The 12,626-nt window shown below is 43.4% G+C and carries 11 protein-coding genes and 1 rRNA gene; 3 read left to right on the forward strand and 9 right to left on the reverse strand.

Going from position 1 to position 12,626, the window contains the following annotated elements; all coding sequences use genetic code 11:
- Positions 1-12 precede the first annotated feature (12 nt).
- From AC4CVD_RS14590 to AC4CVD_RS14605, 4 genes are all read right to left on the reverse strand, one after another.
- Positions 13-1,550, reverse strand: a 16S ribosomal RNA gene (locus AC4CVD_RS14590).
- Positions 1,551-1,988: 438 nt separating this feature from the next.
- Positions 1,989-3,062: a DUF6670 family protein gene (locus AC4CVD_RS14595; RefSeq protein ID WP_201701645.1), complete on the reverse strand. Its 1,074-nt coding sequence runs from the start codon at positions 3,060-3,062 to the stop codon at positions 1,989-1,991.
- 27 nt (positions 3,063-3,089) lie between these two features.
- Positions 3,090-3,920, reverse strand: a complete 831-nt coding sequence (gene pssA, locus AC4CVD_RS14600; RefSeq protein ID WP_087011599.1) for a CDP-diacylglycerol--serine O-phosphatidyltransferase — start codon at positions 3,918-3,920, stop codon at positions 3,090-3,092.
- A 43-nt stretch (positions 3,921-3,963) separates the two neighbouring features.
- A complete protein-coding gene (locus AC4CVD_RS14605; RefSeq protein ID WP_004691214.1) occupies positions 3,964-4,821 on the reverse strand; it encodes a 23S rRNA (adenine(2030)-N(6))-methyltransferase RlmJ in 858 nt (285 codons plus the stop codon).
- Positions 4,822-4,936: 115 nt separating this feature from the next.
- Between AC4CVD_RS14605 and AC4CVD_RS14610 the strand changes: the two genes are divergently transcribed.
- Positions 4,937-5,539, forward strand: coding sequence for a 2OG-Fe(II) oxygenase (locus tag AC4CVD_RS14610; protein ID WP_114837376.1), 603 nt, complete (start codon positions 4,937-4,939; stop codon positions 5,537-5,539).
- 72 nt (positions 5,540-5,611) lie between these two features.
- A complete protein-coding gene (locus AC4CVD_RS14615; RefSeq protein ID WP_004691217.1) occupies positions 5,612-6,139 on the forward strand; it encodes a hypothetical protein in 528 nt (175 codons plus the stop codon).
- Positions 6,140-6,222: 83 nt separating this feature from the next.
- Here the strand turns inward: AC4CVD_RS14615 and AC4CVD_RS14620 are convergent, their stop codons facing one another.
- From AC4CVD_RS14620 to AC4CVD_RS14640, 5 genes are all read right to left on the reverse strand, one after another.
- Complete coding sequence (locus AC4CVD_RS14620; RefSeq protein WP_004691219.1) at positions 6,223-6,480, reverse strand: DUF2789 family protein; 258 nt, start codon at positions 6,478-6,480, stop codon at positions 6,223-6,225.
- A gap of 105 nt (positions 6,481-6,585) precedes the next feature.
- Positions 6,586-6,846, reverse strand: coding sequence for a DUF2789 family protein (locus AC4CVD_RS14625; protein WP_004691222.1), 261 nt, complete (start codon positions 6,844-6,846; stop codon positions 6,586-6,588).
- A gap of 172 nt (positions 6,847-7,018) precedes the next feature.
- Positions 7,019-8,005: a malate dehydrogenase gene (locus tag AC4CVD_RS14630; RefSeq protein ID WP_004691225.1), complete on the reverse strand. Its 987-nt coding sequence runs from the start codon at positions 8,003-8,005 to the stop codon at positions 7,019-7,021.
- A 169-nt stretch (positions 8,006-8,174) separates the two neighbouring features.
- Entirely contained in the window at positions 8,175-8,837 is a 663-nt protein-coding gene (locus AC4CVD_RS14635; protein WP_005401247.1) for a ribonuclease T2 family protein, read from the reverse strand.
- 18 nt (positions 8,838-8,855) lie between these two features.
- The gene (locus AC4CVD_RS14640) at positions 8,856-10,823 is read right to left on the reverse strand and encodes a lytic transglycosylase domain-containing protein (protein ID WP_114837374.1); all 1,968 of its coding nucleotides are present in this window, start codon (positions 10,821-10,823) and stop codon (positions 8,856-8,858) included.
- Positions 10,824-11,131: 308 nt separating this feature from the next.
- Between AC4CVD_RS14640 and miaB the strand changes: the two genes are divergently transcribed.
- Positions 11,132-12,589 (forward strand): tRNA (N6-isopentenyl adenosine(37)-C2)-methylthiotransferase MiaB, encoded by a 1,458-nt coding sequence (gene miaB / locus AC4CVD_RS14645; RefSeq protein WP_114837373.1) that lies wholly within the window; start codon positions 11,132-11,134, stop codon positions 12,587-12,589.
- Positions 12,590-12,626 lie beyond the last annotated feature (37 nt).

Consider the following 12,626-nt stretch of genomic DNA (forward strand, 5'->3'; position numbering starts at 1 on the left):
TCAATCTTTCGTTAAGGAGGTGATCCAGCCGCAGGTTCCCCTACGGCTACCTTGTTACGACTTCACCCCAGTCATCGGCCACACCGTGGTAAGCGTCCTCCTTGCGGTTAGACTACCTACTTCTGGTGCAACAAATTCCCATGGTGTGACGGGCGGTGTGTACAAGGCCCGGGAACGTATTCACCGCGGCATTCTGATCCGCGATTACTAGCGATTCCGACTTCATGGAGTCGAGTTGCAGACTCCAATCCGGACTACGATCGGCTTTTTGAGATTAGCATCCTATCGCTAGGTAGCAACCCTTTGTACCGACCATTGTAGCACGTGTGTAGCCCTGGTCGTAAGGGCCATGATGACTTGACGTCGTCCCCGCCTTCCTCCAGTTTGTCACTGGCAGTATCCTTAAAGTTCCCGGCTTAACCCGCTGGCAAATAAGGAAAAGGGTTGCGCTCGTTGCGGGACTTAACCCAACATCTCACGACACGAGCTGACGACAGCCATGCAGCACCTGTATGTAAGTTCCCGAAGGCACCAATCCATCTCTGGAAAGTTCTTACTATGTCAAGACCAGGTAAGGTTCTTCGCGTTGCATCGAATTAAACCACATGCTCCACCGCTTGTGCGGGCCCCCGTCAATTCATTTGAGTTTTAGTCTTGCGACCGTACTCCCCAGGCGGTCTACTTATCGCGTTAGCTGCGCCACTAAAGCCTCAAAGGCCCCAACGGCTAGTAGACATCGTTTACGGCATGGACTACCAGGGTATCTAATCCTGTTTGCTCCCCATGCTTTCGTACCTCAGCGTCAGTATTAGGCCAGATGGCTGCCTTCGCCATCGGTATTCCTCCAGATCTCTACGCATTTCACCGCTACACCTGGAATTCTACCATCCTCTCCCATACTCTAGCTTCCCAGTATCGAATGCAATTCCTAAGTTAAGCTCAGGGATTTCACATCCGACTTAAGAAGCCGCCTACGCACGCTTTACGCCCAGTAAATCCGATTAACGCTCGCACCCTCTGTATTACCGCGGCTGCTGGCACAGAGTTAGCCGGTGCTTATTCTGCGAGTAACGTCCACTATCCTAGAGTATTAATCTAAGTAGCCTCCTCCTCGCTTAAAGTGCTTTACAACCAAAAGGCCTTCTTCACACACGCGGCATGGCTGGATCAGGGTTCCCCCCATTGTCCAATATTCCCCACTGCTGCCTCCCGTAGGAGTCTGGGCCGTGTCTCAGTCCCAGTGTGGCGGATCATCCTCTCAGACCCGCTACAGATCGTCGCCTTGGTAGGCCTTTACCCCACCAACTAGCTAATCTGACTTAGGCTCATCTATTAGCGCAAGGTCCGAAGATCCCCTGCTTTCCCCCGTAGGGCGTATGCGGTATTAGCATTCCTTTCGGAATGTTGTCCCCCACTAATAGGCAGATTCCTAAGCATTACTCACCCGTCCGCCGCTAGGAAATGTAGCAAGCTACCCTTCCCCGCTCGACTTGCATGTGTTAAGCCTGCCGCCAGCGTTCAATCTGAGCCATGATCAAACTCTTCAGTTAAAAATCATTAGTAGCTTATGGCTACAAATCTTGGCTCATCAATTTTCTGACAAATATTTCTCAAATAAACTTCGAGTAATTTTTACCATTCAATCAATGAAATATTTTCGATCGATCAATCAGTAAAAATCCACACAAGTTGTTCTTCATAATCTCTTAATGATCTTCTTGCTGATTCGTCATCAGCAAGCTAGGTCGGCTATACTACTCTCTTTCAAGAAGAAGTCAACTGGTTTTGTTAATTATTTTTAAACTTATTCAAGACTTCCAGATTCTACCGCTTGGGCTAAATCCTTGTTTCTCAACAAGTTTTAATCAACATCACCGCCGATGGATGTGCATTCTACAGCATTTCATATCCAACACAACCCCCTTTACTCAATTTTTTATAAAAAAACTTCCACTTGTTTACTTATTCAGCAAAATGTCGCTTTTTTCTTATTTTTTGAGTGAAAAGGGAACAATTTCTCCAATTTCATTTCGATTTTTTTCTTGTGATTTTTTTTCTTGCCACTTTAATGCACGACAATCCACATATTCACAATAACCACTTTCGCCCTGTTCCTCGTAATTATCCATTTTGAGTTGATATTTAAAGCTACCCACATAACCCGCAGCTAAACCAAATTTAAAATCACCACGACTTTGCGCGCAAAGATGGATGTGATGTCCCTGCTCATCTTGATAATGCCATTCAAACTCTCGCGGCAAATACATTTTTTGCCCATTGGGAGTTTTCACAGCAGGATAAACACGATGAACTTGAAAGCGCACCATCCGATCAAACATATGGGTTTGTTGTTTTTGCAAATCCCGTATATAGATACGTGACTGTACAATTCGATTAAACGAATCTCGAATTTGTTCTAACAATAACTGACGCTGATCCACCAGATTAATGACTTGATATGTGAAAAACGCTAAGGGTAAATAACTAAAGTCGATACTGCGCGCGTATTCAAAAGCTCCCAACTGGTCAATGTCAAAGCACTGTTCTTTATATTTAACTTCTCCCTGACATCGACACAATACGGACCAATGCTCGGCAAGACCAAAACGCAATTTTGTGAAATGTGAAATCAGCGGTGTTGTTGTTATTTCAATTTCAAAACTCAATTCTGTGTCTTTTCTTTGAATTTGAAATTTTGGGAAGGTTCCCATGAGCTGTTCTTTATTGGCAAATTTAAATGTTTTTTCTTGAAATGAACATTCCGCAGAAATTGAATAGCGGTTCAGTTGCCCTGCCATATGTGGACTACTACTGGCCAATACGGTCGCAGTATCTAAGGGTGTAGTTCTGATTGCGCTGTTATTCCGAAACATGGGCGTATTGGGCTGACCAATCATGCTCAAAAAATTTAAATAATGTAATGGTGCAGGAAGATTGGGAATGGTTAAAGCTTGATGAATAATTTTATATTTTTTATTGGGTGGGTGATAAGCAGGAAGTGACCGTGAAGGAGCCTGATTAAGTTGTTTAGACTGATCGAGAAAATCTTGAAACAACCACATATCATACTCCTTCTACATATCATTAACTCATGATGGGCTGTGCTGACGTCGTGCTAAAAACGTAGTAATAAAGCCAGATAATGCATAAATCAAGGAAATAACTAAAATACCCACAGGAATATTGTAAGTCATTGCAGCAAAAATAAAGACCGCGATAGGAAGGACAAAAAATGGTACTCGCTTACGATCTACCGTTTTAAATGAATAATATTTAATATTCGAAATCATGAGGAGTCCGACAGACACAATCACTGCTGCGCTAATGGCTTGAATCCCCCGCTCACGAATATCAAAAATTTCGGGGAAATCGAGTCCGACCCAAACCAATGAAATAATAATAATCGCAGCAAGTGGACTAGCTACACCAATAAAGTAACGCTTATCGACCACACCGATTTGCACATTAAAACGAGCTAGACGGAACGCAGCACAGGCAGTGTAGACAAAGCAACACGCCAAACCAATACGGCCGAGCGAATCCAAACTCCAGCTATACATCAAAATAGCGGGTGCAACCCCGAACGCCAATAGATCAGATAAAGAATCATACTGCTCACCAAAAGCACTCTGCGCACCAATGGCTCGTGCAACGCGGCCGTCCAAGCCATCCAACAAAGCTGCCAAGAAAATGGCATAAATCGCTTGCTGGAAGTTGCCATTCATACTGGCAATGATGGAATAAAAGCCTGACAACAACGCTGCCGTTGTAATCAGGTTCGGCCACAAATAAATACCTCGACGTTTTACTTTTTGACCTTCCTGTGTGTGCTCTTCTTCTTCCACCTCGAAAGTAATCCCATCAAAAGTAGGCGTACTGCGGGGTGAAGATTCGCTTTCAGGTTTATTTATATTTGTCATTCTCTGTCGATCCTAATGTAGCCTTTTCTCTTATAGTCTATCTTTATTCGCCAACTAACCAACGAACAGCAGCATGACCACCATTTTCACTCATACGCAAATGTGGGAATAACCATTGTAGTGCTTCATCTGCATCTTCAGAAAACTTCCAAGGTGGGTTAATCACCAACAGACCACAACCGTTTAAGCCCACTGGAGTGTCATCTGGCCATACACATACTTCACAGATCAACTGACGGCGAATACCGGTTTTGATCATTTTCTTTTCAAAACGGTCAATCATGGCGCGATCTTTGATTGGATACCAAATTGCAAACACACCCGTTGGCCATTTTTTATATGCAGTCGCTATGAGATCAACCAATTGAGGGAAATCTTTACGCTCTACTTCGTAAGGTGGATCAATCATCACCAATCCGCGTTTTTCTTTGGGTGGAATAACGCCAAATAGCCCTTCATACGCATCGCGCTCATGTAAGCCTGCGCGTTTATCACGAACGTTGTAATACAACTGTTGGAATACATCACGCTGCATTTCAAAAATGGTGGCTTTATCGATTTCGCGCATGCCTTCCAGTGCAAACCACGGCGAACCTGGATAAGCGCCCTTACCTGAACCTTCACGCATTTTTTCAACAATTTTTAAATACTGCTGAACACCTTCAGGCGCATTACGCTTAATCGAGTCATCAAGTTTTACTAAACGGTGAATACCATTTAAGAACTCACCCGACTTTTGTGCTTCTGAAGTCGATAAATCATATTTACCAGCACCGCCATGCGTATCAATATAACGATACGGTTTATCTTTTTGATTGAGGCGAGTCAAAATCTGAAGCAAAAGGACATGCTTCATGACATCTGCAAAGTTACCTGCATGGAAGTGGTGACGGTAATTCATGTTTCTATCATTCCTAAAATCAATGAGTATTTTAGCATGAAAAATAGTTTCGTTCAGATTGCTTTCATACACTAGAATAACCGTGGCTTTTCTTTGTCTTTTTTAGGTTAATGTAATGGAAGCAGTTCTTCTCCCAAAGTCTTGGAATGTTGATCAAATCCTAGATGATTTAGATCAACATGGTTTTGCCATCATTGATGACGCCTACTCTGATGACTATGTACATCAACTCATTGAAGAATGTACTTCGAACTTAAACCGCTTTCGTGAAGCCGCTATTCAAAACGGTGTTATCAGCAAGATCCGTAGTGATCACATTTTATGGCTCAATCCCGAGCTCGTTATTTCTCATCAACATGTTCAATCCCTTTATAGTTTGGGACAGGAACTAAATCGTGCCTTTTATCTCGGTATTCGAGACGTCGAAGCACATTTTGCTTGCTATAACGCTGGCGAGTTTTATGCCCTACACCGTGATAATCCTCAAGGCAAAAATGGCCGCATGATTTCTACGGTTTATTATTTACACGAAGACTGGCAAGACGATTGGGGCGGTGAACTTCATCTGCAAGATAAAAATGACATTTGGCATGTGCTACAACCCAAACCGAATCGTATTGCGCTGTTTCAAAGTGACTTACTGCATGAGGTCTTAGAAGCTAAACATCAGCGTTTATCGATTACTGGATGGTTACGGAGTGACAGTACAATCCTGTGATTCAAGCAAAAAGACTTTAAATTGTAAGAAGTATCCTCATATACTGAACATCAATTGATGAGGATGTAACCGATGCGTGCCAGCAGTCAACAAATTATTCAGCGTATTGGTGAAACAGATCAACTCTACCTACAAGGCAATAGCCCTGAATTAGCCCTTGAGCGCGCTGATTTGCGCTTACAGTTAGTCACACTGAGCCAACTGCGCCAAGAGCAAGTCCACTTTTTACAAGAAGCGGTGGTATTACTTGAGCAAGGCCGAATTGAGTTTGAGGAAATGCCTCTGTCTTTGTACCTCAATTTGTCTTTGCATCTTGCTAAGGCTTATATGCTGTACTTTGAAATTACCAAAGAAGATCGCTTTGCGTTGATTACACAGCAAATTCTAAAACCACTGACCAGCTATGGTCAGGGCGATATTTACCTGTTTTTGGCCTATGCCTCGGTCAGTAGAAAAGAGTCAGCATTGGCACGACACTGGCTAGGCAAATATGCGAAAAGCACCGAGTTCGATTTCGTTTTACTGCGTGAACATGCCGCTTTTGTTGACCTTCATCAAGAAGATTGGTTTATCAAGCTGATGCAAAGTAAATTGCACTAAAATCTACAAATAAAAAACGCCTGAAATCAGGCGTTTTTTATGGGTCAATTCCAGTATTCAAATGGCGGCGACATAAAATTAATTTAGGCAGTTTGAAGTTTATAAGCATCGAGGTGTAACTGTTGATTGAGTTCATCAACCATAATTGCCCAATCATCATCTTGAACCAAATGACTGATTAATAGAGCACGTTGTGCGGAATTCCAAAACGGTGCGTCGTGTAAAGATTGATGAGCAGGAAGTTGATGCGTACGAATATATAACTCGATGGCAGCCGCACTATTGGCGAGTCCCAGTTGCGAAAATAAAAGCTCTAAGGATGGTTTATGTTGACTGAGCATCTCGGCCTCCTTATCAATACTATTGTCAATTATTATTGAATTAACTTATATGTATTTTCTAAAAAAACCTAGTCATAAAACTAGGTTTGTTGTTTCAATTTGTGATTATAAATGACACGAACCTGAAAGCGTATGTTCTGTATGCAATTGTTCATTTAACAGGTCGACCACCATTGCCCATTCATCATCTTTTTTCCAATTACTGATAATGAAGTCATGCTGTGCTTTTGACCAAAAGGGTGCTTTATGCAATGGAACGTCTGAAGTAAGTTGGTGTGTTTCAATAAACTGATCGATTGCTTCTGCACTCGCATCAAGCCCCAATTGTTCAAATAAAAGTTCTAAAGTCGGTTGTTGGTCAAACATCATTGTTCTCCTCAAGCCCTGATCATGCCCTCTTAGAATAAACCTTTGGCCATCTATGCTCAGTTGTATCTACATCACAGCATGTTATTTTTTGTTCAACACCCCCCCATATAAAAAAGCACCCCAAACGGAGTGCTTTTTCAAAACAGATCTTGAACAGATTAGTTTTTAATTATTTAAGCATGTCAGCAATTGCTGCGCGCTCTTCTTCAAGTTCTTGAAGAGTTTTGTCCATACGTTCACGGCTGAACGCATCGATTTCTAGGCCTTCAACACGTGTGTATTCGCCATTTTCGCAAGTTACAGGAACACCGTACATTACGCCTTCAGGAATACCATAAGAACCGTCAGAAGGAATACCCATCGTTACCCATTCGCCATTTGTGCCAAGAGCCCAATCACGCATATGGTCGATCGCAGCGTTCGCAGCTGAAGCAGCTGAAGACAAACCACGCGCTTCGATAATCGCAGCACCACGTTTACCAACGGTTGGAAGGAATACATTCGCGTTCCAGTCAGCATCGTTGATTTTGTCTTTTAAGCTTTCGCCGTTTACAGTTGCAAAACGGTAGTCAGCATACATCGTTGGAGAGTGGTTACCCCAAACAGTCATGTTTTTGATGTCTGCTACAGCAACACCCGCTTTTTGAGCAATTTGAGTCAACGCACGGTTGTGGTCAAGACGTAACATTGCTGTGAAGTTTTTCGCTGGAAGATCTGGAGCAGATTTCATTGCGATGTAAGCATTTGTATTTGCAGGGTTACCTACAACAAGTACTTTAACGTCACGGCTAGCAACTTCGTTTAGTGCTTGACCTTGACCGATGAAGATTTCACCGTTCACTTTCAATAAGTCAGCACGTTCCATACCAGGACCACGTGGACGTGAACCAACCAATAACGCGTAGTCAGCATCTTTAAATGCAACTTTTGGATCATCAGTACCGATCATGCCAGCCAATAATGGGAAAGCACAGTCGTCTAATTCCATCATTACGCCTTTAAGCGCAGCTTGAGCTTTCTCAAAAGGAACTTCTAACAATTGCAGAATAACTGGTTGGTCTTTACCTAACATTTCGCCACTAGCGATACGGAATAATAGGCTATAACCGATTTGACCAGCAGCGCCAGTAACGGCAACGCGAACAGGTTGCTTCATGTACTTATCTCCATTTGAGGAACGTTATATGATTAAATAGCTGTTCTATCTAATCTTAATAATCATAAACGGCAAAGATTGTACTCCAATACTTTGGCAGATGCATGTAAAAGAGAATGAATTCCAACAAAAGTATGATAGGAAATATAAATTAATTTAAGGAAAGAGATTAGTAAGAACCCTTGATCGCAAAAGAATTTGGGCAGTTTTCTTGTATATTCTCTGCACAACCTTTGTACTGACCATTGGGTTTATAACAGACCTTGACTTCGGTCAAAATATTGGTTTGACGGTGAGTACGGCAGCTAAAACGTAACCCGCTTGCAGGCAGTCCGGGGTTCAAACGCTGAAACTGCCCTCGTAAGGTATTAAGTTGCGCAGTTTTATTTTCAGATGAAGTCAAATCTGCGGGGATTTTTAAACGTTCTGCATAATTAATCACGTTACGGAAATATTGACTGGCACTCATCGGCACACACCCCCCAATCTCTGCCCACAACTGACGACGTGCATGCTCATCGGGCATGACCCTAGCCACCACTTTAGTTTGAAGCGGAGACAATACAGCTGAAGACTTGGTCTGACACTCTCGTGTCGTGGTTTCAGGGTACAAGCCTGTAATATTGAGTGAATAGCCTTCCAAACATTTCCGTTTCTTTGAGCCTTGGTTATCGAACAAACACACGGCGGGTGTCATTTGAACTTCCATCACATAGCCAAACACGGTCGGTGTTGCATGGGCTGATGTCGCAAAAAACCCCATAGCAATGCCGCTGCTGATCAACAGCAGAAGCTTTTGCGTTAAGACTGATTGGGATGACATCAAAACCATAAAATGCCTAGGCCTTTATTATTGACTTCTAAAAGGAATATTTTGCATGCGCTGGGTGATCGACTGTGGTCCCTGTCCAAGCAGAACACCATAATGGGTCGCATTACTCATGACATGCTTGACGTAATCACGAGTTTCAGTCAGAGGAATACTTTCTGTGTACTGATCCGCCGCAATCGGCTGATTTTCAGGCTGCCAACGGCGCGCACGATTTGGCCCTGCGTTATAACCTGCTGTGGCAAGTACAGGACTATTACTTAATTGGCTTTGAATCATGGACAAGTAGAATGTGCCATAACGAACATTGGTATTCATATCACTCAGTGCAGCAGGATTATAGGTTTCACCCATTTGTCTAGCGACCAGTTTTGCCGTATCCGGCATGATTTGCATCAAACCACCTGCCCCAACATGCGAACGTGCATGGGTAACAAATCGGCTTTCTTGGCGCATTAACCCATACGCCCATGCAGGATCTATGCCTGCATTGCGACTATGGCTGACCACATAGCTTTGATGTGGCATAGCATAACGATAACTGTAGTTATGTTGCTTGACGGTTCGATCGGCTGCATAGATAGCGCGGTCATACCATCCCATTTCTGTGGCCCGTTTGGCAGCAGCCAAAATTAAGCCATCATCTTGTTTTAAATAAGCTTGTCGAACCGCCCAGTTCCACTCACGGTTAACATAATTGTCTGGCGCATTGACGTTACGCAGTGCAAAAGCGCGACTAAAGTGAATATCTTGGCTCAAACGCTGCGCATCCGCATTGCTCGGTTGGGTATTTGCTGGAATCGTTTGATAACGCTGACCAATACGATCTTTTGCCAATAAGTTATGATAATCGTCACCTACTGACAATTTTTTGAAGATCTCGCGCGCCAGTGCTTTTGACTTTGCATCACCACGTTGTTCTGAAGCACGGGCTAACCAATATTGCCAGCGATCTTCTTGTTTTTGCGTCACACTCATGCCATCAATGGCACGAATAACACTCTCCCATGCACCGAAACGAATGGCTTGGCGTGCATAAATTTCAGCTTCTTCTTCACTCAGTGCTAAACCATAGCTCCGATCGAAGGCTTGCAACACTTCCACATTAAAATTATTTTTCATAACAGTTGTGCCACCGATATACCCCACGGCGCGGTACAACGCTTTTTGTACCGACTCAGGTGTACCCTCTGCAGCACGTTTTACCGATGCCAGCGCAGTATTTAGATCACTGTCGGCTAAGCGCCCAATGGCATAAATTAAATACGCTTGATTTGCCGCCGATGCTTTCGGTGCGGACCAGAGATAGTTCAGGGGATCAGCTTGAATGCTATTCAGCTGTGCCAACGACAGATTCATGCCAATGGTTTGTGCGGTTGCAATCGCTTGACCTGACTGCCCTGCACGTAGCTGCGCCCATAAACGTTGTTGTTTGTCTTGCTCCGTCATCAGTGGACTAGACAACATCATACGCCCCAGCCCTGTACAAGACTCAGGTTGTGAATTGGTCGTGAGCCAAACATCTTTATATTCGGCAAAAACCAAAGGATCGCCTGACTTGGCACGGACTTGCGCCATGGCACAGCTTTCTGCGCGATCTGCATTGGACACATAGGCCAATACCGGCTGCGCGGAAGCAAAGTCGGCCATTTTAACTTTTTCTTCGATGTAATCTGCGGCTAACTTCTCAGCCATAGCAGATTGCGGATAGCGCTGTGCAAATCCAACAATATTCGCCGCAGGTTGCAATGCCAAATTACTGTTAAGTACCCAATATTCAGGATAATAGCCCAGCACATCACCCTGCATACTGCTTTGATATTGCTGTAATAAACCAACATTGCCAGCATTTGCTGCACGCAAGGCATCATTAAATTGTTCATCTGCGGCATGTGTCACTGCCGATAGACCCAAGGCAGCCACACCCAACGCAAACACTTGATAATATTTATTCTGTAATCGTTTTAACATGGGTTTGCCTTCAGTCATCTTTGGATTGCCTAGTCTCGTCTCATCATTTTCATTAGTTTAATAACTCATAACAGACTCTATTGTTCTCTTATGTAACCTTATGATTAGACAATATTAATTTTCCTGCATTTTCGCTTCACAAATCAATCTTTTTAGCTTCAGATTTAAAGCTATAAGTTTATTCAGATTTCCTGCTAAAATATGCGCCTTTCGTAGATTTCACATGGTGTTTGATCACCCTTTTGTCGCCAGCCAAGCTCTGCTTTCGCCGCCACAGATACTGATCAGACACAAAAACCTAGATTTATCCCCCCTTAGGAGCCTACATGACGGTTCAAACCTTCATTCCAAATGGTGCCCAAGCTGCCTCAGAAAACACTGTTACCCAGCCACAGCACACCCCAGCCATCGATGGATCAGTTAAAAAACTGTATATCGAAACGCAAGGGTGTCAGATGAATGAGTATGACAGTCACCGTATGGCAGACTTACTTGGCGACTCGCACGGTTATGTGCTGACCCAAGACCCGAAAGAAGCAGATATTCTACTCATGAATACCTGCTCGATTCGTGAAAAAGCCCAAGAAAAAGTGTTCTCTGAATTGGGTCGTTGGCGCAAGCTGAAAGACAAAAATCCTGAACTGATCATTGGTGTCGGTGGTTGTGTGGCCTCTCAAGAAGGTGACAACATTCAAAAACGTGCTAACTATGTCGACATGATTTTTGGCCCGCAAACCTTGCACCGCTTACCACAGATGCTTGATCAGCACTTTGATCAAATCGAAAAACCCAAGAAAGAAAAAATCAAATTGGTGGATATTTCTTTCCCAGACATTGAAAAATTCGACTTTTTACCTGAACCGCGTGTGGAAGGTTACAAGGCTTTTGTTTCAATAATGGAAGGTTGTTCAAAATATTGTTCATTCTGTGTGGTGCCCTACACCCGTGGTGAAGAAGTTTCTCGCCCATTGGATGATGTTTTAGCAGAAATTGCGACCTTAGCCGAAAAAGGCGTCCGTGAGATTTCTTTATTGGGTCAAAACGTCAATGGTTACCGTGGTGAAACGTTTGAAGGCAATATCTGTACTTTTGCAGACTTGTTACGTCTTGTTGCAGAAATTCCGGGGATTGGGCGTTTACGCTACACCACCTCACATCCACTTGAGTTTAATGATGACTTAATTGAATGTTACCGTGACCTCCCACAAATGGTATCGCATTTACATTTACCTGTACAAAGCGGCTCAAACGATGTATTGCAAGCCATGAAGCGTAACCACACCATTGATGTGTATATCGACAAAATTGCCAAATTACGCAAAGTCCGTCCAGATATGCATTTATCCAGTGACTTCATCATTGGTTTCCCGGGTGAAACCGATGCGCACTTTGAAGAAACTTATCAGTTTATCAAAGACATGGATTTCGATCATTCTTACAGTTTTGTTTATTCAAAACGTCCGGGTACACCTGCGTCTGATCTTGAAGACACCACCTCTGAAGAGGTGAAAAAAGAGCGTCTCAGTAAAGTTCAAAAATGGATCAAACGCTCGAGTATTGACAAGACTGATGCCATGCTCGGCACCATTCAACGCGTTTTGGTCGAGAAAGTTTCAGACAAAGATCCAAACTTTCTGATTGGCACGGCGGATAACACTCGTTATGTGAGTTTTATTGGTGATGCAACATGGGTCGGACGTTTCGCCGAAATCGAAGTGACAGAGATTAAAACTTTGAATTTTGTTTATGGTGAACTCTTGAATCTTGAGCCTGACGTGGCGTAATGTAAGGGAATAGATTCTGACTACTTAAAGGAATTCT

Source organism: Acinetobacter sp. LipI_23 (assembly GCF_058243045.1).

Coding starts and splice junctions, on each gene's coding strand:
- AC4CVD_RS14595 (WP_201701645.1), bottom strand. CDS start 3,062: ATGTGGTTGTTTCAAGATTTTCTCGATCAGTCTAAACAACTTAATCAG.
- pssA (WP_087011599.1), bottom strand. CDS start 3,920: ATGACAAATATAAATAAACCTGAAAGCGAATCTTCACCCCGCAGTACG.
- AC4CVD_RS14605 (WP_004691214.1), bottom strand. CDS start 4,821: ATGAATTACCGTCACCACTTCCATGCAGGTAACTTTGCAGATGTCATG.
- AC4CVD_RS14610 (WP_114837376.1), top strand. CDS start 4,937: ATGGAAGCAGTTCTTCTCCCAAAGTCTTGGAATGTTGATCAAATCCTA.
- AC4CVD_RS14615 (WP_004691217.1), top strand. CDS start 5,612: ATGCGTGCCAGCAGTCAACAAATTATTCAGCGTATTGGTGAAACAGAT.
- AC4CVD_RS14620 (WP_004691219.1), bottom strand. CDS start 6,480: ATGCTCAGTCAACATAAACCATCCTTAGAGCTTTTATTTTCGCAACTG.
- AC4CVD_RS14625 (WP_004691222.1), bottom strand. CDS start 6,846: ATGTTTGACCAACAACCGACTTTAGAACTTTTATTTGAACAATTGGGG.
- AC4CVD_RS14630 (WP_004691225.1), bottom strand. CDS start 8,005: ATGAAGCAACCTGTTCGCGTTGCCGTTACTGGCGCTGCTGGTCAAATC.
- AC4CVD_RS14635 (WP_005401247.1), bottom strand. CDS start 8,837: ATGGTTTTGATGTCATCCCAATCAGTCTTAACGCAAAAGCTTCTGCTG.
- AC4CVD_RS14640 (WP_114837374.1), bottom strand. CDS start 10,823: ATGACTGAAGGCAAACCCATGTTAAAACGATTACAGAATAAATATTAT.
- miaB (WP_114837373.1), top strand. CDS start 11,132: ATGACGGTTCAAACCTTCATTCCAAATGGTGCCCAAGCTGCCTCAGAA.